Raw genomic sequence first — 22,534 nt, 5'->3', positions numbered from 1 at the left:
GGAACGAAAGCCGGATTGCAGGCATATTGCACGCCGGGGACGGAGAGCCGCGGCGACTAGCGTGAACAGGCCGGAGGCCGAGATTGATATGCGTTTCCAGATGCGTTCGTTTTTCATTGCTTTCACCTCATCGCTGCTCTTGAGCGCGGGTGCCGCGCAGGCCAAGGTCGAGATCACCGTCGACAAGGACAACCAGCAGATGACCGTCGCCGTCGACGGCGTCGCGCGCTATCACTGGCCGGTGTCGACCGGCATCCCCTCGCGCGAGACGCCGAACGGCGCCTTCCGCGCCTTCCGCATGGAAGAGGATCACTATTCCAAGGAATTCGACGACGCGCCGATGCCGCACGCGATCTTCTTCACCAAGGTCGGGCACGCCATCCACGGCACGGACTCGGTCGGCCGGCTCGGCTCGCCCGCCTCCCATGGCTGCGTGCGGCTGTCACGCCAGAATGCCTCGACGCTCTATGCGCTGGTTCAGCAGCAGGGCGTGCTCAACACCACGGTGACGCTGACCGGCTCGGCGCAGGTGGCGCTGGCTCGCAATCCGCGCGGCCGCAACGCCAATGCGGTGGCCCGGGCACCGCAGCCGGCTGAGGAGCAATACGCGACCGCCGGTGATCCCGTGAACCTGGCGCCGCCGGCGCAGCCCGCGCGGCGCTACATGCCGCAGGACGACAACTACATCTATCCGGCCGATGGCAGCGACACCGGCGCGCGCTATCCGGCGCCGCGCTCGGCCACCCGCCCGCTCTACGACACGCAGGTCTATCAGCAGCAGCAGCCGCGGACCTATTACGACCAGGGCTACGGCCAGCAAGGCTACTATCAGCCGCAGCCGCGGCAGTATTATCAGCCGCGCGGCTATTACTATCAGAACTGACGCGGCCGCCACCAACCGCCCTCGCCGGCCGAGGCACCATGAAGCCACGTGCCACGACCATTCTGATCGTGCTCTGCGTTCTGATGGCGGGACGGGCCATGGGATCTGATGTGGCCTTCGATCTCGAGGCGCATCGCGGCGGGCGGGCGCTGTTGCCGGAAAACACCCTGCCCGCCTTCGCCAATGCGCTGTCGATGGGCGTGGACACGCTGGAGCTCGACGTCGGTGTCACCGCCGACGGCGAAGTCATCCTGTCGCATGAGCGCCGGCTCAACCCCGATCTCGCCCGCGGCCCCGATGGAGCCTACATCGCTCCGCCCGGCACGCCTTTCGTGAAGCTGCGGCTCGACGAGGTCAGGACCTATGACGTCGGCCAGATCCGGCCGGACAGTGCCTACGCAAGACAATTCCCCGACCAGCGTGCCGTGCCGGGGACGCGCATTCCCACCTTGCGCGAGCTGTTCGCGCTGGTGCGCAAGTCCGGCAACGCGCGCGTCGGCTTCAACATCGAGACCAAGATCGATCCGAACCATCCGGATGAAGCGCCTGATCCGCAGGCCTTCGCCGCGAAGCTGCTCGGGCTGATCGAGACCGAAGGACTCTCCGACCGCGTCACGATCCAGTCGTTCGACTGGCGAACCCTGCTTCTCGTCCAGCAGCAGGCGCCGAAGATTCCGACCGTGTACCTGACGCTCCAGCGCGGCTCGAGCCCGACGGTGGCACGCGACAAGGCGACCAACTGGACGGCGGGCTTCAGCCCGGCCGACCACGGCGGCTCGCTGCCAAGGACGATCAAGGCTGCGGGCGGCGCGATCTGGTCGCCTTACTTCGGCGATGTGACCGCGCCACTGGTCACCGAGGCCCATGAACTCGGATTGCGTGTCGTGGTCTGGACGGTCAACAAGCCCGAAGACATGGCGCGCATGATCGAGCTCGGCGTCGACGGGATCATCTCGGACAGGCCGGACCTGTTGCGGCAGATCGCCGGCGGGAAGGGAATCGCGTTGCCCTCAGGGACGCCGGTAGCGCCATAACTCCGATCTCGTGTCCCGGACGCGGTGCAGCGTACAACGCTGCTGCGCAGCGTCCGGGGCACGGGATTCGTCCAGGCGACGTCTTCCCTACTCCCCGTCCCGCAAACGCCGATACAGCGCGCCCAGGATATTCGAATAGTCGTCGGTCCAGACCCGCACCCTGTCATCGGCTTCGGTCTGTACCCATTGCTTGGAGAATGCGAGCCTGCCGATGTCGGCCTCCTCGCGCGCGGAGATGACGACGTCGGTCGAGAAGATGTAGTCGGAATCGCGCCCGGAATCCTCGTTGAAGACCCAGCTCGTGAGATCGTTGGCATCCGCAATGCCGACAACGACCGTCTCGAGATCCAGATGCCGGTTGGAGACGTGCATCACGACCGCGCCGTGGGGCGCGAGCTTGTCCTTGTAGATCTTCATCGCCTCTTCGGTGGCGAGATGAATCGGGATTGCATCGGACGAATAGGCATCGACGATGATGAGATCATAGGCGCCATCGGGCTCCTTCGCGAAGGTGAGGCGCGCATCGCCGATGACGGGCTTCATGTCCGGCATGCAGCTCGAGATGTAGCGGAAATTCCTGGGATCACGCGCCGCGTCGACCATGGACTGGTCGATTTCGAAGAAGGTCCAGCTCTCTCCCGGCTCGGCGGCGCAGGCGAGCGTGCCGGAGCCGACGCCGATCGCGGCGACCTTGAGCGGCGCGCCCTTGCGCTCGCGGATGGCGCTGACGGCCTGACCGATGCCGCCGTCCTTATGATAGTAGGTGATCGGCTCGGGCCGGCCGATGACCGGCGTGCCGTCATTGTTGCGGAAGCGCTCGGCGCCGTGAATGGTGGTGCCGTGCATCAGCACATGGAAATAGCCGCCCGGCGTCACCACGATCTTGTGCACGCCGAAAAAGCTGCGCACCGTCGTGACGCGGCCCTCGTCCGCGGGATAAACACGGATCAACGCCAGCGCGAGCGCGACGGTGGCAAAGATCTTCCAGCGGCCGGCATTGAGGATCAGCGCGAGCAGCGCGGCGAGCACGCCGACGGCGCCGGCGACCCAGACGCGGTGATCCTCGAACCAGGTCGAGAGGTCGCCGGTCGTATAAGACGGCGCGACGAGCGCCACCGCGAGCGCGGCGAGCGCCAGCCAGTACCATTTGACGATGCCGGCGAGGCGTTCGTTCGCGGAGGGGCGGCACAGCGCGGCAAGCGCGATCAGGATCGAATATTCGGCGATCCACGAGAAGGTAAATGGAGCAACAAGCCCTGCGAACAGGCCGCCGACCATGCCGCCGAATGACAGCGCGACATAGAAGCCGGTAAGATATCTGGCGGCCGGCCGCGTCCGCGCCAGTTCGCCGTGGCAGGCCATGGCAATGACGAAGAAGCACAATTGATGACCGCCGAGCGTCAGCAGCAGATTCTGCTCGCCGCCGAACGCCAGCAGCACGACCACGCCGGCGATGGCGACCGGCTGGAGCATCAGCATCCATTTGTGCGGCAGCAGCGGCCGCGACTGGAACACGACGACCCAGGTCAGCAGATACAGCGACAGCGGCAGCACCCACAGAAGCGGCGCCGCGGCGACGTCGGTGGAGATGTGCGCAGTCACCGCGATGAGCAGGCCGGACGGCACCGCGGCCAGGAAGATCCAGCGCAGCCGCGTGATAAGCCCGGGCGCCGGTACGTTCACCTCCTCGTCTCGCGCCTCGACCTCAGCCAGCCTCGGCGAACGCAACAACAGCACGCCGCAGGCGACGATGAGAACGATCAACAGGCCATAGCCTGCCGTCCAGAACCTGTTCTGCAGGTGCAGCGTGAACATCGGCTCCAGCAGGAACGGATAGGACAACAGTGCGAGGAAGCTGCCGATGTTGGAGGAGGCATAGAGAAAATAGGGATCATGCCCGGCAGGATGGCCGGTGCGGACGAACCAGGCCTGCAGCAGCGGATTGTTGGCGGCGAGCGCGAAGAACGGCAGCCCGATCGAGACCGCGAACAGGCCGAGCAGCCAGAACGCATAGCCCGAAGCGGGAGGCTCGCCATAGGCGGAGGCGATGCCGAGCGGCAGCGTGGCGAAGGCGGCGATCAGCAGCACCAGATGCACCGCGACCGGAACGGTGCGGTTCCTCACCTGCATCAGCAGATGCGCGTAGGCGTAGCCCGCGAGCAGCAGCGACTGGAAGAACACCATGGCCACCGACCACACCGCCGGCGAGCCGCCGAGCCGCGGCAGCACCATCTTCGTGAACAGCGGTTGCACCGAGAACAGCAGCAGCGCGCTGACGAAGATCGCAGCCGTGTAGACCGCCAGCAGCAGCCGATTGCGCGACGACGAAGGCTGCTCCGTGGCGGCGGGTTGCACGATGGAATCCATGGATGCTCCGGCAAGACTCCGGCGGGCGCCGGACGCGCGCAATGGAGCACAAGGCGCCTGATCGGGCAATAAAGGCGCGCGTGATGTTGCGGCGGGAATTGCCTGATATAGAGATGTCATTCCGGGGCGCCTGGAAGAGGCGAACCCGGAATCTCGCGACCCCGGGTCTGGTCCTTCGGACCATCCCAGAATGACGGTGGAACAACTTGAAAGCATCATGAGCGAAACCGACGTCGTCATCATCGGCGCTGGCCATAACGGCCTCACCTGCGCGGCCTATCTCGCGATGGCAGGCCTGCGGGTGCGCGTGGTCGAGCGCCGCAAGGTGGTCGGCGGGGCCGCAGTCACGGAGGAGTTTCATCCGGGCTACCGCAATTCGGTCGCGGCCTACACCGTGAGCCTGCTCAATCCGCAGGTAATCCGTGATCTCAAGCTCGCCGAGCACGGCCTGCGGATCGTCGAACGGCGCGCGCAGAATTTTCTGCCCGCGCCAGATGCCAGCTATCTCCTCACCGGCGAGGGGCGGACGAAAGCGTCAGTCGCCCGTCTCAGCGCGCATGATGCGGAAGCCCTCGACGGCTTCTCGCGCGAGCTGGAAGACATCGCCGACGTGCTCAGGCAGTTCGTGCTGCGCGCGCCGCCGAACCTGCTCGACGGATTTGGCACGAACGCGATCCGCGAGGCTGTGAACGCGCTCCAGAGCGCCAACATCCTGCGCGGCCTCACGCTGGAGCAGAGCCGTAGCCTGCTCGATCTCTTCACGCGTTCCGCCGGCGAAATGCTGGACGAACGTTTCGAACATGATCTGGTCAAGGCGCTGTTCGGCTTCGACGCCATCGTCGGCAACTATGCCAGCCCCTATGCCGCCGGCTCGGCCTATGTGATGCTGCATCACGCCTTCGGCGAGGTGAACGGCAAGAAAGGCGTCTGGGGCCACGCGATCGGCGGCATGGGCGCGATCACGCAGGCGATGGCGCGCGCGGCCCGCGACCACGGCGTCGTCATCGAAACGGATGCCGGAGTCCGCGAGATCATCGTCGAGCGCGACCGCGCCGTCGGCGTGGTGCTGGAGAACGGCTCGGCCGTCCGCGCAAGATACGTCGCGGCCAATGTCAATCCGAAGCTGCTCTACACGCGGCTGGTCGCGGCCGACGCTCTCCCTGCGGACTTCCTCGCCCGCATCCGGCGCTGGAAGAACGGCTCCGGCACCTTCCGCATGAACGTGGCGCTGGACCGCCTGCCGTCCTTCACGGCGCTGCCGGGCGAGGGCGATCATCTCTCTTCCGGCATCATCCTGGCGCCGAGCCTTGGCTACATGGACCGCGCCTGGCTCGATGCGCGGGCGCGGGGCTGGAGCCGCGAACCCGTCGTCGAGATGCTGATCCCCTCGACGCTCGACGACACGCTGGCACCCGAAGGCAAGCATGTCGCGAGCCTGTTCTGCCAGCATGTCGCGCCGGAGCTTCCCGATGGAACGTCGTGGGACGAGCATCGCGAAGAGGTCGCCGATCTCATGATCGCGACGGTGGACAAATACGCGCCCGGCTTTGCGGCGAGCGTGCTCGGCCGCCAGATCCTGTCCCCGCTCGATCTCGAACGGCAGTTCGGACTGTTGGGAGGCGACATCTTCCACGGCGCGCTGACGCTGAACCAGCTGTTCTCGGCACGGCCGATGCTGGGCCATGCCGATTATCGCGGACCCCTGAAGGGCCTGTACCATTGCGGCTCCGGGGCCCATCCCGGCGGCGGCGTCACCGGCGCTCCCGGCCACAACGCGGCGCAGGCGATCCTGCGGGATCACCGGTCGCTGTTCGGAAGCCGTGGATAGGTCTGTGGATTGCTTGTGGACAGCCTGTCGAAAGGTCTGTGGTCGGGCAGAGGATGCCTGGGCCAGGCCGCCGCGCCGAAGCTGGGGAAGGTCGGTGGAAAATCGCAGGGACAATTGCGGGGAAAGCAGTGGATAGGGACCCGGCAAGCCGGCGGATAACCTGTTGAAGATCCGCAGAACAGACACCGCGGAAACGACCTCGCCCGCCAGGGGAATTCCCTGGCGGGCGGTGATCAGGAACAGCCTCTGAAGAAAAACAGCCCCCCGCTGGGAAATGCAGGCGGAAATTACTTCAAGGAGGTGCTAATCGAAGTGAACTTCTCATTCATGGCGGTGCCCAGGCCGTTCACCACGGTGATGATCGCCAGGGCGATACCCGCGGCAATCAGACCGTACTCGATCGCGGTTGCACCGGACTCGTTCGACCAGAACTTCTGAATCATGCGCTTCAAGACTCGCCTCCGTTTCAACTCCAAGCTGTGCTAGCTGGATCCAACACTCGAAAATGTATAGGGCGGAACCTTCGTCCCAGTTAACCCGGGAACCGCACTTGTCGGGAAATTGGTACCAAAAGTTCCAAAAATTGAACTCAACGGAACCCTGAATGCAGCCTTCGCCCACCCATCGCGCCAGCTTTTCAATCGGCAGCGAGGCCGACGCCAGGCGCGTCATCGACGTGCTCACCGAGGTGTTTTTCGACGGCGATGCCGCTGTCGCCGCCTTCGAGCGGCCGGACGGACAATGGGACGTCACGCTCCATTTCGCCGAGGCGCCGGATCAGGCCTGGCTGCGCGAACTCGTTGCAACTTCAGCAGGAAATGAGATCGCCGCGACCCTCGCCTTCGACACCGTCGAGGCCAAGGACTGGGTCAAGGCCAGCCTTGAGGATCTCGTGCCGGTCCCGGCCGGGCGCTTCGTCGTGCACGGCAGCCATGACCGTGATCGTGTGGCTCCGAACAAGCTCGCCATCGAGATCGAGGCGGCGCTCGCCTTCGGCACCGGTCACCACGGCACGACGCGCGGCTGTTTACTGCTGCTTGACCATGTCCTGAAGAGTTCCCGACCGCAGAACGTGCTCGACCTCGGCACGGGGACCGGCGTGCTGGCGATCGCAGCGGCGAAGGCGCTGCATCGCGCCGTGCTCGCCTCGGACATCGATCCGCCCTCGGTGCGGGTGGCGGCTGAGAACGCCTCCCTGAACGAAGTGGGCAACCAGGTCCGCGCGATCCGGGCCACCGGGTTTGCGGCGCCGGATTTTGCGCGCGCCGGCCCGTTCGACCTTGTGCTCGCGAACATCCTTGCCAATCCCTTGCGGCAATTGGCGGGCCCGATGGGGCGGCACCTTGCGCCCCGCGGCCGCGTCATCCTTTCCGGCCTGCTGACTCACCAAGCCCCCGCCGTGATCGCCGCCTATCGCGCGCGCGGCCTCGTGCCCCTGAAGCATCTGCGGATCGAGGGGTGGAGCAGCCTGTTGCTGCGGAAGGTCGGGTGAACTGGGGCGAGGTGACGACGCCGCCACCGCTGAGGCTACTCTGCCGGCTTCTCGTCGCGGCGCATCGCGCGCTGCTGCTGCAAGGTGCGCCTCGCGCGGCGCTCGGCGAAACGGTCGATCATTTGGCTGATGAGGCCGCGCGGCTTCTTCGGCGGCGTTGCAGCGGGGTCGCGGCGCACTGGCGGCGAAATCTTCTCAAACGTGAACGCTGGCATCGTGTGTCCCCTCGACGTTGAGATGAACCACTTGCTCGAATTTCCCTGTTATCCGGACGAAGCGCAGCTGCTGCATCCTTACTCCACTCGATTCGAATGGAACAATTTCAAGCACAGTCCATGCCACATGCGACGCAAATGCGTCGAGATTGCCGACCGATCCCCATGATCCTAAAGTGATCCACCATGTTCGAAGCACACTTCCAGACATTCGAGGAGCCTGAGGCCGGTGTCGCATTGACGGCACGGCTGGCCGCACTTCGCGAAGAACTCGCCCGTCGCAAGCTGACCGGCTTCGTGATCCCGCGCGCCGATCAGCAGCAGAACGAGTATGTGCCGCCATCGGAAGAGCGGCTGGCCTGGCTGACCGGCTTTACGGGCTCGGCGGGACTAGCGGTGGTGCTGTCCAAGGAAGCTGCGGTGTTCGCCGATGGCCGCTACACGCTTCAGGCTGCCAAGCAGGTCGACGCAAAGGCCTGGACCGTGGAATCGCTGATCGACCCGCCGCCGGAGAGCTGGGTGGCGGCGCATCTGAAAGCCGGTGACCGCCTCGGATTTGATCCGTGGTTGCACACTTTTGCGGCAACCGAACGCCTGTCCGCAGCCTGCGCCAAGGCCGGCGCCGAGCTGGTAGCCGTCGACAGCAATCCGATCGACGCGATCTGGCAGGACCGGCCGCAGCCGCCGCTCGCGCCCGTCGCCGTGCACGGTCTCCAGCATGCCGGCGTCACTGAAGCCGAGAAGCTGACGCAGATCAGGGGCGAGATCGCCAAGCTCGGAACCGATGCGCTGGTTCTGTCCGACAGCCACGCGGTGGCCTGGACCTTCAACATCCGCGGCGCCGATGTCGCGCACACCCCGCTGCCGCTGTCCTACGCGCTGGTGCCGAAGGAGGGACGGCCGACCATCTTCATCGACCACCGCAAGCTCTCCAACCTGACGCGCGACCATCTCGAGCAGTCCGCCGACGTGCGCGAGCCCGATGCGATGGCGCCGACACTGATGGCGCTCGCCAAAAGCGGCGCAGCGATCGCGCTCGACAATGCCACCGCGGCCGACGCGCTGAGCCGGCTGATCGCGGGCGCCGGCGGCAAGCCGGTGCGCGGCAGCGATCCGGTAGCACTGCTCAAGGCGGTCAAGAACGCGACCGAGATCAGGGGCACCAAGACGGCCCATGTGCGCGACGCCGTCGCGCTGGCGCGCTTTCTCGCATGGATCGATCGCGAGGCACCAAGCGGCAAGCTGACCGAGATCGATGCGGTGGAGGCGCTGGAAACGTTCCGCCGCGATACCGGCGCGCTCAAGGACGTGTCGTTTCCGACCATCTCCGGCACCGGCCCGAACGGCGCCATCGTGCACTACCGCGTCACCCGCAAGAGCAACCGGCGGATCGCGCCCGGCGACCTGCTGCTGATCGATTCCGGCGCGCAATATGAAGACGGCACCACCGACGTCACGCGCACCATGGCGGTCGGCGAGCCCACGGACGAGATGCGCGACCGCTTCACCCGCGTGCTGCGCGGCCATATCGCGATCGCGCGCGCGGTCTTCCCCGACGGCACCACGGGCGCGCAGCTCGACACGCTGGCGCGGCAATATCTCTGGGCTGCCGGCCTCGATTTCGAGCACGGCACCGGCCACGGCGTCGGCAGCTATCTCTCGGTGCACGAAGGCCCGGCGCGAATCTCGAAGCTCGGCACCACGCCGCTGAAGCGCGGCATGATCCTCTCCAACGAGCCCGGCTACTACAAGACCGACGGTTTCGGCATTCGTATCGAGAACCTCGAGCTGGTCGTCGCCGCCGACATCAAGGGTGCCGAGAAGCCGATGAATGCGTTCGAGACGCTGACCCTGGCGCCGATCGATCGCCGGCTGATCGATGCGGCGATGCTGAGCCGCGATGAACTCGACTGGCTCAATGCCTATCACGCCCGCGTCCGGGCCGAGGTGCGGCCGGCGCTGGACGAGGCGACGAAGGCCTGGCTCGATCAGGCGACCGCGGAGCTGAAGGCGTAAGCTCGCCATCCGAGGCGCATGGCGCTACGCGATTTGCGCACGGCTGCTTCCCCACAACAGCTGTCATGCCCAGCCTTCGCAGGGAATGACACCGCTTTTGCAGCGCGAGCAACGCGCCCAATCGGTCGCCATCGCGCCCGCATCATAACCGTCCCGGAATCGGTATGGCGGCATTCCGAAACGCCGATATCCGTCTTGCGCGAGCAAGCTACAGTCCGACTCGGATTTGTCAGAGACGGACACGCATGCACGACATGATCAGCAGGCCGCCGGAAGCGGCGAAGAACATCGCGACCTCGCGCGTGGTGTTGCTGCTGCTGGTCGTGATGACCGGGATCGCGCCGATCTCGCTCTACATGCTGGTTCCGGCGCTGCCGGTGCTAGCGACGAATTTCGGCAGCGACATCTCGATCGCTCAGATGACGGTCTCGCTCTACATGGTCGGCATCGCGCTGTCGCAGCTGATCATGGGACCGCTGTCGGACCGGTTCGGACGGCGCCCGGTGCTGCTCGGAGGGCTGGCGCTGATGGTCGCGGCCAGCATCGCCTGCATCTTCGCGCAGAACCTGCCGCAGCTGATCGCCGCGCGCTTCTTCCAGGCGCTGGGCGGCGCCGCCGGCATGGTGGTCAGCCGCGCCATCATCCGCGACATCTACGAGCGCGACCGTGTCGCCTCGATGATCAGTCTCGTCATCGCCGCGCTGATGATCGGGCAGATGGTGTCGCCGCTCACCGGCGGCCTGATCGAGACCGCGTTCGGCTGGCGCGCGATCTTCTACGCCATCACCATCGCCGCGATCGTCGTCGCCGTGGGTATCGCGGTGGCGCTGCCCGAGACGCGCCGCAGCCGCGCCGCCGGCAGCGGCTTCCGCGGCGACGTCGGCATGCTGATCCGCAATCGCGCCTTCGTCGGCTATGTCATGTGCCAGGTGCTGGCTTCGCAGATCATCTTCACCTTCGCCGGCGGCGGCCCCTACATCGTGGTGACGCAGATGGGCCGGACCAGCGCCGAATACGGCGCCTGGTTCGCGACGACGGGCTTTGCCTATCTCGTCGGCAATCTGCTCTGCGTGCGCTTTGCGCCGCGGCACTCACTGGAGAAGCTGATCTGGTTCGGGCTCGGCCTGCAACTCTGCGGCAGCCTGCTGAACCTGCTGTGGAGCTTCACGGGCTGGAACGAAGCGCCCGCCTGGCTGTTCGGCACGCAGATGATCGTGATGGTCGGCAATGCCTTCGTGATGGCGAATTCCGCCGCCGGCGCGATCAGCATCCGCCCGGAGGCCGCCGGCACCGCCTCGGGTGCGATGGGCTTCCTCCAGCAGGGCATCGGCGCGCTGATGTCGCAATTCGGCGCCTATCTCGGCGGCCATTCCGCAACGACTCTGCCGCTCACCTCCGCGGTCCTCGCGATCTCGCTGCTCTGCGCCTGCACGATGATCTTCGTCGTCCCTCGGCGCGAGGTGACGGTGAGCGAGACACTGATCGAGAAGGCCGAGGAGGAAGAGACGGGGATGATGGAGCTGTCGGTTGAGCGACGGCCGTTGCAACACCCTCAGTGTCATCCCCCGCGAAGGCGGGGGATCCAGTATTCCAGAGACGCCGAACGAATACGGCCCCGCGGGTCACTTCAAATTCCTCCGGGTGTGGTCAGTCAAATTCCTCCACCCGCGAGGCAGGACAAGGGACTGTTAGTTTGAGTTTGTTTCCCGGGCAAGAGCTTCAGCGGCTTCTTTGAGCCGATAGCTGCGTCCGTCGAACTCAAGCAGATGGCAATGATGCATAAGGCGATCGAGGATCGTCGTGCTCATAGTGTTGTCCCCAAGGTATGCCCCCCAATCCTGCACGACGCGATTGGAGGTGACGATGACGCTGCGGCGCAGTTTGTAACGCTGATGGATCAGGGTCTGCAGCAAAGTGCCGGCGGCGTCGGGGATGGCGCGTGCGAGGAATAGATCGTCCAGCACGAGGAGATCGCAGTCGATGATGGTTCGCAGCCGGACCTCGCGTTGTGCCGGAGAGTTCAGGGCGTAGCGGTGGAAGAAGTCGTCGGTCTCAAGATACTGGACCTTGTGGCTTTGCAGGATCGCCTGATAGGCAATCGCCTTGGCGATGTGCGACTTCCCGGTGCCAGGTTTGCCAACAAGCAGAGCGTTCTCGCCAGCGGCAATGAACGCCAGGGTGTGGAGCTGGAAGCAGGTCTGACGTGGCAGTTTGGGATTGAAGGACCAGTCGAACTCGGCGAGCGTCAGCTTTTCGTCGAGCCCGGATTGCTGGTATCGCCGCTCGATAAGACGGGACTGACGACGGTCCAGTTCATCCTGCAGGATAAGGGAGAAGGTCTCGAGGAAGGGCTGGTTGGCGCCCTGCGCCTGGAGCACGCGCGTCTGCAGCGTGTCGCGGACACCCGACAGGCGCAGCTGTCGTAGGCAACGCTCAATTTCCGGCATGGTCATCATGTGGCTAGGTCTCCAGTTTAAGGTGAGAAGGTGCAGCGGGAGCGCTCGTGGCGCCGGAGTTGGCCGGGGTTGCGCAGGGGACACGAGCGCGGATTGCCGTGGCGTGATCGTCGTGAGCCTCGGCCTGCCGACCATTGTCGTCGGCGTCGCGCCGCACAGCGCGGCTGAAGAGGTCGCCGTATTCCGCGGGGGTACGGATCAGCGGATGATCCTGGGTGAGCGGCGATGCCGGCTGTGGCGTCACTCCAACCTGCTCGATCGCCTGTTCGAACAACCGCTCGACGGTCGCACGCACGTGCTTGTAGCGGTAGATGCGGTTGTCGATGGCGTGCGCGCAGGCCTGCTCGACCAGCCGCGCCGGATACTTCCGGCCCAGCCCGACAATGCCCCACATCGCGCGCTGTCCGGGGCGCCCTTCGGTGTCGAACACCTGCTGGCACAAGGCCCTGGTCTGCGGTCCGATGCGCTCGGCGCTCGCCAGCAGCACGGCGGTTTGCCGCGACGGGTTGAACGGCCGTTCGCTGGTCGGCAGGACGACAGAACCGGGGTGCGCCATCCGGGAATGAACACGCAGCAGCGCACGGGTGTGGCGATCACGGATCTCGATCGTGGTGGTGTAGATGCGCACGACGACCTGGCTGCCGATCGGCGCGGGCCGCGCGGCGTAATAGCTGTTGTCGACGCGTACGGTGGTGTCGTCGCAGACAGTCCGGACGACTTCGGTGAAGATGCGGAAGGGAGCGACAGGCAGCGGCCGCAGGTGCGGCTTCTCTTCCTGGAACATCGCCTCGACCTGACGGCGCGTGCTGCCGTGGATGCGTTTGGAAGCCCAGTTCTCCTCCCAGTGCCTCAAGAACTCGTTTTGCGCCTCCAGCGTCTCGAAGCGCCGTCCGGCCAGCGCAGTGCCCTGGGTATGTTGAATCGCATTCTCGACGCATCCTTTCCGATTTGGATCGGCCACGCGCGCGGGATCGGCGACCACGGCGTAATGAGCCAGCATCGCGCTGTAAATCGGGTTGAGCTGGGGCTCGTACAAATCCGGCTTGAGGACGCCTTCCTTCAGGTTGTCGAGCACGACATAGCTGGGGACCCCGCCAAAATACCGGAACGCCTCTTCGTGGAGCTGCGCCCAGACTTGTTGGCTGGACTTCCAGACTACCCGCCGGAAGCTGCGCCGCGAGTAGCGTAGCGTCATCACGAACAGGCGGGGACGACGGTACCGCCCGCTCTTCGGATCAACCGTCGGCGCGCCCTCGCCATAGTCGACCTGAGCTTCCTCGCCGGGGAGGAACTCAAGACGATCAAACTGCTCAGGATCAGCGTGCCGCAACCGGCGCACAAACCGCTTGACACTCTGGTAGCTGGACGGAAAGCCAAATTGATCAACCAGGTCCTGGTAAATCGCCTGCGCGTTCCGCTTCAGCCGGACCTGTTCTTCGATCCACGTCCGATGCGCTTCGCAAGCCGAACGGGCCAGGCTGCTGGTGACCGTCGCTTCCGATGTCCCAAAAGCCGGTGGTCGGGGTGGAGGAATTTGGCCGTCCGCGCTCACCGAGCCGGTGGTCACTTCCCCGGGGGAATTTGCCTCCGCACCGGCCCGCAGCGCCTGATAACGCCGGATCGTCTTGCGATCGACACCCGTCAGCCGGTGAATCTCGCGCTGGCTGGTGTTGCGATCAAGTAATGTAAGTACGGTGCTTTGCAGATGTCGCTTCAAGACGTTCAACTCCCCGGCCCCTTGCTGGCTAAAGGGGTCGAACATAAACGTCCTGCCTGACCGGCTACTGCTGTTCAGCGGCGCTGACGGCGATCATCAGGTGGGGGAGTTTCAAGTGACCATACCCGGGGGATTTTGACCGACCCACGGGGAATACGGAGAAGCCGCGGCGTACTGGATTCCCCGCCTTCGCGGGGAATGACAGCAGAGCAAGAGGCGCGAGCGGAGCGAACCTCACTCCCCGATCAGCTTCAGCCACTCGTCTTCCGTCAGGACCTTGACCCCGTGCTTGTTGGCTTCCGCGAGCTTCGAGCCCGCGCCGGGGCCGGCGACGACGAGATCGGTCTTCTTCGACACCGAGCCCGACACCTTTGCCCCCAAACGCTCTGCCGTGGCCTTGGCCTCGTCCCGCGTCATCTTCTCCAGCGAGCCCGTGAACACCACGGTCTTGCCGGCGACGGCCGAATTGCTCTTCGGCTTCTCGGCGTCGACGATCTCGACCTCCTTCGTCAGCCGCTCGACGATGCCGCGATTGTGGCTCTCGCCGAAATAGTCGGCGATGCTCTTGATCACGGTGTCGCCGATCTGGTCGAGCGCGTCCATCTCCGCGATCGCCTCCTCGTCGCCCTTGGCGACCTTGAGGCAGGCATCGTGGAAGGCGTCCCACGAGCCGTAGCCGCGCGCCAGGGCCAGCGCCGTCGTCTCGCCGACATGGCGCATGCCGAGCGCATAAATGAAGCGCTCCAGTGCGATTCTGCGCCGGCTCTCGATCGCACCGAACAGATTGCGGACCGAGGTCGTGCCATAGCCCTCGATCTCCTCGAGCTTGAGCTTCGCGTTGCGCTTCTCCAGCGTGAAGATGTCGGCGGGCTCCTTCACCCATCCCTCGTCGAAGAAGTACTGGAGCTGCTTCTCGCCGAGGCCGTCGATGTCGAAGGCGCGCCGCGAGACGAACAGCTTGAGATGCTCGATCTTCTGATAGGGACAGGCAAACTCGCCGGTGCAGCGGGCGCGCGAGCCCTCCTCGCCCGTCGCCGTCTCCTCGCGCACGACGTCGGTGTGGAGCGGACACGGGCACTTCTTCGGGAAGTGGAATTCCCTGGCGGATTTCGGCCGCTTGTCGAGGACGACGTCGACCACCTGCGGGATGACGTCGCCGGCGCGCTGGATCACGACGGTGTCGCCGATGCGGATGTCGCGGCCCTCGCGCAGCACCTCGCCCTTGTTGCCGATGCCCTTGATGTAGTCTTCGTTGTGCAGCGTGACGTTCTGCACGATGACGCCGCCGACGCCCACCGGCCCGAGCTTGCCGACCGGCGTGAAAGAGCCGGTACGGCCGACCTGGATCTCGATGTCGCGCAGCACCGTCATGGCGCGCTCGGCCGGGAACTTGTGCGCGATACCCCAGCGCGGCGTGCGCGAGACGAAGCCGAGCCGCTCCTGCCAGTCGATGCGATCGACCTTGTAGACGACGCCATCGATGTCGTAGTCGAGCCGTGCGCGCTGCTCCTCGATCGCATGATGAAAGGCGAGCAATTCCTCGACGGAGTGACAGAGCCTGGTCAATGGATTGGTCTTGAAGCCGCAGCGCTCGAACCAGGCGATCATGCCGCTCTGCGTGTCTTCCGGCATCGCGCTCATCTGCCCCCACGCGTAGGCGAAGAAGCCGAGCGGGCGCGAGGCGGTGATGGTCGGGTCCTTCTGCCGGAGCGAGCCCGCGGCCGAATTTCGCGGATTAGCGAAAATGGTGCCGCCTTCCGCCTTCTGCCGCTCGTTGAGCGCCAGGAAGGCCTTCTTGGTCATGTAGACCTCGCCGCGCACCTCGCAGATGTCAGGGACGTTGCGGCCCTTCAGCTTCTGCGGCACGTCTTCGAGGGTGCGGATGTTGGCGGTGACGTCCTCGCCGACCGCGCCGTCGCCGCGCGTTGCGGCAGTGACGAGCTCGCCGCCCTCGTAACGCAGCGACATCGAGAGGCCATCGATCTTCGGCTCGGCGGAGAAATCGACCTTATCGTCGTCGAGCTTCAGGAATCGCACGATGCGGCCGACGAAGTCGCGCACATCCTCTTCGGCAAAGGCGTTGTCGAGCGACAGCATGGGAACGGCATGCCGGACTTTCTTGAAGCGGCCCGACGGCGCCGCGCCGACCTTCTGGGAGGGCGAGTCCGCGGTGACGAACTCGGGAAAGCGCGTCTCGATCGCGTTGAAGCGCTGACGCAGCGCGTCGTACTCGGCGTCGGTGACGGTGGGCGCGTCCTCTTGATAGTAGCGCTCGTTGTGCCCCTCGATCTCGAGCGCGAGCCGCATGTGCTCGACCTTGGCCTGCGCCTTGGTGAGGTCGGCGACGTCGCGAAGCGGTGTTGCTTTGGATCTTGCTGCTCTGGCCATGGTGCTTGGATACGACGGAGCGGGCGGAAGGGTAAAGTCAGTAGAACTCTCATGCCCCGGACGCAGCGCAACGCTCCCGGCGATGCGAAGCATCGTCCGGTGCGGTGCGCTGCAGAGCCGGGGCCCACGGCGCGGCATTCCGGGTCCCGGCTCGCGCTACGCGCGTCCGGGACACGGCTTAAGCCGTCGCCGCCTTGAGCAGCCGTTCCGCAGCGGCCCTCGCTTCGGCCGTGATCTCGGCGCCGGCGAGCATGCGCGCGATCTCCTCGCGGCGGTGGTCGGCGGCGAGCGCATTGACGCGGGTGGCGACGCGCTTGCCCTTGTCGAGGGCGTCCTTGGAGATCAGGAGGTGCTGGTCGGCGCGGGCGGCGATCTGCGGGGCGTGGGTCACGGCCATGACCTGGACCTTGCCGGCAAGCCGCGCCAGGCGCCCGCCAATGGCGTCCGCGACCGCACCGCCGACGCCGGTGTCGATCTCGTCGAACACCAGGGTCGGCGCCGAGCCACGGTCGGACAGCACGACCTTCAGCGCGAGGAGGAAGCGCGACAGCTCGCCGCCGGAGGCGACCTTCATCAGCGGCCCCGGCTTGGTGCCCGGATTGGTCTGCACCCAGAACTCGACGCGGTCGAAGCCTTGCGGACCGGGAGCGGCCTCGTCGGTCTCGACCTGGGTCATGAACTTGGCCCGTTCGAGCTTGAGCGGCGCGAGCTCGGCATTGACGGCCTTGTTGAGCTTCTCGGCCGATTTCTGCCGCGCCAATGACAGCTTCTTGGCGGCGGCGGCATAGCGGCCGTCTGCCTCGATCGCGGCCTGCTCCAGCTTCTTGAGCCGCGAGGCGCCGGCATCGATCAGCACGACGTCGGCGGCATATTTGGCGGCAAGCGCGGCGAGGCCGTCGACCGGCGTCGAATATTTGCGCGAGGCGGCGCGAAGGGCGAACAGCCGTTCCTCGATGCGCTCGAGCTCGGCCGGATCGAAATCGGTCGCGGCGAGCGCCGCCTGGAGATGCTGATCGGCTTCCTCCAGCGCGTTGATCGCAGCGTCGATCGCCTTCACCGCAGGCTCGACCAGCGCCGGCGAGTTGACGCCGCGGCGCTCCAGCCGGCGCACCGCCGCCGACAGCGTAGCGACCGGCGAATGATTGCCGCCGACCGCCTCCTGCGCCTCGCGCAGGTCCGAGGCGATCTTCTCGCCCTGCATCATGGTGGTGCGGCGCGAGGCCAGCGCGGTCTCCTCGCCATCCTTGGGCGCGAGCTGCTTCAGCTCGTCGGAGGCATGGCGGAGATAATCGGCCTCGCGCGCGGCGCTCTCCATGGCGGCGCGATGCTCCTCCAGCGCGGTATTGGCGGTGCGGCGCGCGTCCCAGAGCGATTCGACCGCCGCGACGTCCTTTTCCAGCCCGGCAAAAGCATCGAGCAGGCGGCGGTGGGTGGCGGCATCGACCAGCGCGCGCTCGTCGTGCTGGCCGTGGATCTCGACCAGGGCGGCACCGACCGCCTTCAGCGTCTGCACGCTGATCGACTGGTCGTTGATGAAAGCGCGGGTGCGACCGTCGGCGAGCTGCACCCGACGGAGAATCATCTCGCAAGACTCTTCAATACTCGTATCGTCGAGGCCGTTCTCGGCGAGGATCTTCGCCGCAGGGTGATTCTTCGGGACATCGAACACGGCGGTGACCTGCCCCTGCTCGGCGCCGTGGCGCACGAGGCCGGCATCGCCCCGGCCACCGAGCGCCAGTGCAAAGGCATCGAGCAGGATGGATTTGCCCGCACCGGTCTCGCCGGTCAAAACCGCGAGGCCCGAGGCGAATTCGATATCGAGCCGTTCGATCAGGACGATGTCACGGATCGACAGACGCGCCAGCATGGAACCAAATTTCCTAGCCGAGACCCATCTTCTTGAAGGTCCGGCTGATCCAGGACCCCTGATTCTCGCTCGGCTCGAGACCGCCGGATTTTACAAGATTATAGGCGTCCTTGTACCAGCGGCTGTCAGGAAAATTGTGCCCAAGCACGGCCGCCGCGGTCTGCGCCTCGCCGACGATGCCGATCGCCATATAGGCCTCGGTGAGCCGGAACAGCGCCTCCTCGACATGGCGGGTGGTCTGGTACTGCGTAACGACGGTCTTGTAGCGGTTGATCGCGGCCGTGTAGTCGCGCTTTTGCGCGTAGTAGCGGCCGACGTTCATTTCCTTGCCGGCGAGCTGGTCGCGCGCACCCTCGATCTTGGCCTTGGCCGAAGTCGCATATTCGGAAGTCGGATATTTGCGCACCACCTCTTCCAGAGCGGCGATCGCCTTCTCGGTGCGGGCCTGGTCGCGGCTGATGTCCGGGATCTGGTCGTAATGGGAGGCGGCGATCAGATATTGCGCATAGGCCGCGTCCGGGCTGCCCGGATGCAGCGTGACGTAGCGGGTGGCAGCGCCGATGCAGCCGTCATAGTCGCCGCCCTGATAGGACGCATAGGCCGACATCAGCAGCGATTTGCGGGCCCAGTCGGAATAAGGATGCTGGCGGTCGACCTCTTCGAACTTCTTGGTCGCCGCCTTCATGTCCTTCTTCTCGTTCATGAGGTACAGGCCCTCATTGTAGATCTTGTCGGCGGGCTCCTCGACGAAGGTGTCGTCCTTGGCAGTGAACTTGTCCCAGAGCGAGCCCGTGCCGCAGCCGGCGAGCGGCAGCGCGAGCATGATGAAGGTGACGGCCTGCAGCAGCCCACGGGCTCGCGACGAGACCGAGAAATATCCGCGCGTCATACGCTGTGCCGACATGAGTTTAAGCCCTGACGCCCTGTGATGCGGTGTCCGCCAGCCCACGAACCCCGTCCTGGGCGCGAAATGTAACCGTGGTGCCTGCCATGCGACCACGCCAATGTATCCGACAAACGATCGTTAACCCACCGGATAGGCACGCATTTCGCCCGGATTAAGGCGAACGTGCCGCAATCCTAGCCAATCTTGGTTACCAGGAGTTTCCCGGGTGGGGTCACCAACCAAACGCCGAGGCGACGGGTCTCTTTCAGGACACGTCCGGTCCGAACGCCGCGGCAACCCGGCCACCGACGATGCCGCGACCGACTTCGCCCACGGGACGCGCGGTGCGGCGGGCAGCCTCGCCTTCGACCACGCGCCAGGCGGTACGGTCGGCGAGCAGCGCGGTCAGGACAGCGTGGTTGAGCTTGTGGCCGCCACGCACCGAGCGGTAGGCGCCAAGCAGCGGCAGGCCGGCCAGCGAGAGGTCGCCGACCACGTCGAGCACCTTGTGGCGGGCGCATTCGTCGGCGTAGCGCAGGCCCTCGGGATTGAGCAGCCGCTCATCGTCGAACACGACGGTATTGTCGAAGGAAGCGCCGAGGGCATAGCCCGCGCTCCAGAGCCGCGCGACATCGCACATCAGACCGAACGTCCGTGCCCGGCCGATTTCGCGGCGGAAACCTTCAGGGTTGAGGTCGAAGACGTAGCTCTGCTGGCCGATGACGGGATTGGTGAAGTCGATCTCGACCTCGACGCGGAACCCGCTGGCGTGCGGCCTGATCTCGCCGAAGGAGTCGCCGACCTTGACCGAGATCGGCTTCAAAACCTGAATGAGGCGGCGCTGCGCCGGCTGGGTGACGATGCCGGCCTGGTCGATCGCCGCAATGAAGGCCGCGGCGCTGCCGTCCATGATCGGCACTTCGGGACCATCGATCTCGATGGTGGCGTTGTCGACGCCCATGCCCCGCAGTGCGGCAAGCACGTGCTCGGCGGTGGATACCAGCGGCCCGCTGCGGTCGCCGAGAACGGTAGCGAGGTCGGTCGCCACCACCTGCTCGGCGGTCGCCTGAACTTCACGGTCGCTTCCCTCGAGGCCCGTACGGACAAAAATAAAACCTGCGTCGACAGGCGCAGGCCCAAGGGTGAGAGTGACGGGAAGACCGGAATGAACGCCTACGCCTGCCACAGAGGCTTGCGCACGAAGCGTTGTTTGCCGGTTGAGTTTCATCAGGAACGCCCCACTACGACCATCGCGACTTATACAAACCCGCTTCGCCGGCCAGTGCCGACGCCCCGCGAATCCGTATCCCCAAGTCACGGCAAACCATAGTCACTGCCTCAAACAGCGCCAACTCACGCTTTTTTACCGATTGTTACCCCAAACCCGCCGTATTCGCGCCAAGGCTTAACCAAATTGAACCCAGGCTTGAGGCTGTTATCGGCAGTTTTACTGAACCACCGAATGTGTAATTAATGTTTTAAAATCAGTTGCTTGGCCGAAAAATCGGGGTCTGAGCGGGAGAAAAGGAAAGGTCCCGGCAAGCTTGCTGCCGGGACCTTTTTCCGTCTGCCTTATTGTAACAATCCTCAGGTCGCCTGCCGCCGCAGGAAGGCCGGGATATCAAGATGATCGTCGCCCTGTGGCGCCGGCGCAACAGGCGCGGGGCGGCCGTGTATATCCAGGCCCTGCGGCGCGGGACGACGGGCATACTCCGATACCGGCTCACTGGATGCGATTTGCTGCGCCACGGTCTTCTGCGGGCGCCGCTCGGGCAGCGGCGGCATGGCGGGACCGGCGGTGCGGGCTGCGACCGGCGGCTCGCTCTCCTCGTCGCGACGGCCGAGGCCGACATTGGCGAGGCGCTGCAGCAGCGACAGGCGGGTCTTCTGCGGGGTCTCTTCCTCAACCTCGCCGCGGGCCTGACGAATCTCGGCCTGGGCCGGCATCGGCAGTTCCTCGATACGCGGCATCCGCGGCGCGCGGACCGGCGGACGTTCCGCCTGCGGCGGAATGAAGTTTTCGGGCGTCATCGGCTCCTGCATCGCGACCGGGGCCATGTCAGGCTCCGGAAACAGGGTCGGTTTCTGCGCGATCGGCCGCACGGTCACGTCGCCATAGGTCTGCGTCGGCGCCGGCGCCTGCGGGGCTTCGGCAACGGCAGCGGCGATGGCGGCGAGCGCAGCGCGCTCGACGTTGGGACGGGGCGCGGCAGCACCCGGAGCCGGCGCGGCGGCCGGGCTCTGCGTTTCCAGCTTCTGGGCGCGTTCGGCCAGGCGCTGGTTGTCGGCACGGAGCCGCGCGGTCAGGTCGGCGAGACGGCTCTCGGCAACGGCGGCAGGTGCGGCAGCCTGCTGCGCCTGCGGTGCCGGGTTTGCGACGGGCGCGGAGGTCGCCTGGCTGTTGCGGGCGATCGCGGCCTGCTCGATGCCGGTGGCGACCACCGAGACGCGGATCAGGCCGTCGAGGGCCTCGTCGAAGGTCGCGCCGACGATGATGTTGGCGTCCTGATCGACTTCCTCGCGGATGCGGGTCGCGGCCTCGTCGACCTCGAACAGAGTGAGGTCCTTGCCGCCGGTGATGGAGATGAGGAGGCCCTTGGCGCCCTTCATCGAGCTATCGTCGATCAGCGGGTTGGCGATCGCAGCTTCCGCGGCGGTCAGCGCGCGCTTGTCGCCGGAGGCTTCGCCGGTGCCCATCATCGCCTTGCCCATCTCGCGCATGACGGCGCGGACGTCGGCGAAGTCGAGGTTGATCAGACCTTCCTTGACCATCAGGTCGGTGATGCAGGCGACGCCCGAATAGAGCACCTGGTCGGCCATCGCGAACGCGTCGGCAAAGGTGGTCTTCTCGTTGGCGACCCGGAACAGGTTCTGGTTCGGGATGATCAGGAGCGTATCGACGACCTTGTGCAGTTCGTTGATGCCGGCTTCCGCGGTGCGCATGCGGCGGCCGCCCTCGAAGTGGAACGGCTTGGTCACGACGCCGACGGTGAGGATGCCCATGTCGCGCGCGGTCTTTGCGATCACGGGAGCGGCGCCGGTGCCGGTGCCGCCGCCCATGCCGGCAGTGACGAACACCATGTTGGCGCCCGAGAGATGGTCGCGCAGCTCGTCGATCACCTCTTCCGCCGCCGCGGCGCCGACGTTCGGCTGCGAGCCGGCGCCAAGCCCTTGCGTGACCGCCGTGCCCATCTGCACGATGCGCTGCGCCTTCGACATCGTCAGCGCCTGCGCGTCGGTGTTGGCGACCACGAAATCGACGCCCTGGAGGCCGGCCGTGATCATGTTGTTGACGGCGTTGCCACCGGCGCCGCCGACGCCGAACACGGTGATCCGGGGCTTCAGTTCGTGAATATCAGGAACATTGATGCTGATGGTCATGGTT

16 protein-coding genes are annotated in these 22,534 nt (G+C 65.7%); 6 read left to right on the top strand and 10 right to left on the bottom strand.

Annotated features, from left to right (window positions below; genetic code table 11):
• The first annotated feature begins 88 nt into the window (after positions 1-88).
• Both ABIF91_RS27635 and ABIF91_RS27630 read left to right on the top strand, forming a co-directional pair.
• The gene (locus tag ABIF91_RS27635; protein ID WP_028178296.1) at positions 89-883 is read left to right on the top strand and encodes a L,D-transpeptidase; all 795 of its coding nucleotides are present in this window, start codon (positions 89-91) and stop codon (positions 881-883) included.
• A 38-nt stretch (positions 884-921) separates the two neighbouring features.
• Positions 922-1,917, top strand: coding sequence for a glycerophosphodiester phosphodiesterase (locus tag ABIF91_RS27630; protein ID WP_028178295.1), 996 nt, complete (start codon positions 922-924; stop codon positions 1,915-1,917).
• Between the two features lie 87 nt (positions 1,918-2,004).
• Here the strand turns inward: ABIF91_RS27630 and ABIF91_RS27625 are convergent, their stop codons facing one another.
• The gene (locus tag ABIF91_RS27625) at positions 2,005-4,284 is read right to left on the bottom strand and encodes a fused MFS/spermidine synthase (RefSeq protein WP_028178294.1); all 2,280 of its coding nucleotides are present in this window, start codon (positions 4,282-4,284) and stop codon (positions 2,005-2,007) included.
• Positions 4,285-4,501: 217 nt separating this feature from the next.
• Between ABIF91_RS27625 and ABIF91_RS27620 the strand changes: the two genes are divergently transcribed.
• The gene (locus ABIF91_RS27620; protein WP_028178292.1) at positions 4,502-6,112 is read left to right on the top strand and encodes a phytoene desaturase family protein; all 1,611 of its coding nucleotides are present in this window, start codon (positions 4,502-4,504) and stop codon (positions 6,110-6,112) included.
• A 287-nt stretch (positions 6,113-6,399) separates the two neighbouring features.
• On the opposite strand, the gene ABIF91_RS27615 is transcribed toward ABIF91_RS27620, so the two are convergent.
• The gene (locus ABIF91_RS27615) at positions 6,400-6,555 is read right to left on the bottom strand and encodes a Flp family type IVb pilin (RefSeq protein WP_085966423.1); all 156 of its coding nucleotides are present in this window, start codon (positions 6,553-6,555) and stop codon (positions 6,400-6,402) included.
• 161 nt (positions 6,556-6,716) lie between these two features.
• On the opposite strand from ABIF91_RS27615, the gene ABIF91_RS27610 reads away from it, so the two are divergent.
• Complete coding sequence (locus ABIF91_RS27610; RefSeq protein WP_028178290.1) at positions 6,717-7,604, top strand: 50S ribosomal protein L11 methyltransferase; 888 nt, start codon at positions 6,717-6,719, stop codon at positions 7,602-7,604.
• A 35-nt stretch (positions 7,605-7,639) separates the two neighbouring features.
• Here the strand turns inward: ABIF91_RS27610 and ABIF91_RS27605 are convergent, their stop codons facing one another.
• On the bottom strand, positions 7,640-7,819 hold the full coding sequence (locus tag ABIF91_RS27605; RefSeq protein ID WP_028178289.1) for a hypothetical protein: 180 nt from the start codon (positions 7,817-7,819) through the stop codon (positions 7,640-7,642).
• A 186-nt stretch (positions 7,820-8,005) separates the two neighbouring features.
• Between ABIF91_RS27605 and ABIF91_RS27600 the strand changes: the two genes are divergently transcribed.
• Both ABIF91_RS27600 and ABIF91_RS27595 read left to right on the top strand, forming a co-directional pair.
• Entirely contained in the window at positions 8,006-9,835 is a 1,830-nt protein-coding gene (locus tag ABIF91_RS27600; protein ID WP_028178288.1) for an aminopeptidase P family protein, read from the top strand.
• A 245-nt stretch (positions 9,836-10,080) separates the two neighbouring features.
• Positions 10,081-11,532 carry a multidrug effflux MFS transporter gene (locus ABIF91_RS27595; protein ID WP_245285446.1) on the top strand — a complete coding sequence of 484 codons (1,452 nt, stop codon included), beginning with the start codon at positions 10,081-10,083 and terminating at the stop codon, positions 11,530-11,532.
• Here ABIF91_RS27595 and istB read toward each other — a convergent pair.
• The 7 genes from istB to ftsZ form a co-directional block, all read right to left on the bottom strand.
• Positions 11,524-12,291 (bottom strand): IS21-like element IS1631 family helper ATPase IstB, encoded by a 768-nt coding sequence (gene istB / locus ABIF91_RS27590; protein WP_424578711.1) that lies wholly within the window; start codon positions 12,289-12,291, stop codon positions 11,524-11,526. The genes ABIF91_RS27595 and istB overlap by 9 nt on opposite strands.
• Positions 12,292-12,295: 4 nt before the next feature.
• Positions 12,296-14,053: an IS21-like element IS1631 family transposase gene (gene istA / locus ABIF91_RS27585; RefSeq protein WP_424578737.1), complete on the bottom strand. Its 1,758-nt coding sequence runs from the start codon at positions 14,051-14,053 to the stop codon at positions 12,296-12,298.
• 189 nt (positions 14,054-14,242) lie between these two features.
• Positions 14,243-16,396 (bottom strand): NAD-dependent DNA ligase LigA, encoded by a 2,154-nt coding sequence (gene ligA / locus ABIF91_RS27580; RefSeq protein ID WP_028177053.1) that lies wholly within the window; start codon positions 16,394-16,396, stop codon positions 14,243-14,245.
• Positions 16,397-16,574: 178 nt separating this feature from the next.
• Complete coding sequence (gene recN / locus ABIF91_RS27575; protein ID WP_424579496.1) at positions 16,575-18,263, bottom strand: DNA repair protein RecN; 1,689 nt, start codon at positions 18,261-18,263, stop codon at positions 16,575-16,577.
• Between the two features lie 13 nt (positions 18,264-18,276).
• Positions 18,277-19,167 carry an outer membrane protein assembly factor BamD gene (locus ABIF91_RS27570; RefSeq protein ID WP_028177055.1) on the bottom strand — a complete coding sequence of 297 codons (891 nt, stop codon included), beginning with the start codon at positions 19,165-19,167 and terminating at the stop codon, positions 18,277-18,279.
• A 247-nt stretch (positions 19,168-19,414) separates the two neighbouring features.
• A complete protein-coding gene (gene lpxC, locus ABIF91_RS27565) occupies positions 19,415-20,377 on the bottom strand; it encodes a UDP-3-O-acyl-N-acetylglucosamine deacetylase (protein WP_028177056.1) in 963 nt (320 codons plus the stop codon).
• 359 nt (positions 20,378-20,736) lie between these two features.
• Positions 20,737-22,530, bottom strand: a complete 1,794-nt coding sequence (ftsZ, locus tag ABIF91_RS27560) for a cell division protein FtsZ (RefSeq protein ID WP_028177057.1) — start codon at positions 22,528-22,530, stop codon at positions 20,737-20,739.
• Between the last annotated feature and the right edge of the window lie 4 nt (positions 22,531-22,534).

It is taken from the genome of Bradyrhizobium sp. USDA 241, assembly GCF_049739505.1.
Lineage (GTDB): Bacteria > Pseudomonadota > Alphaproteobacteria > Rhizobiales > Xanthobacteraceae > Bradyrhizobium > Bradyrhizobium liaoningense.
The sequence above is the reverse complement of the archived record's forward strand: the minus strand, read 5'-3'. Positions and strand labels throughout refer to the sequence as shown.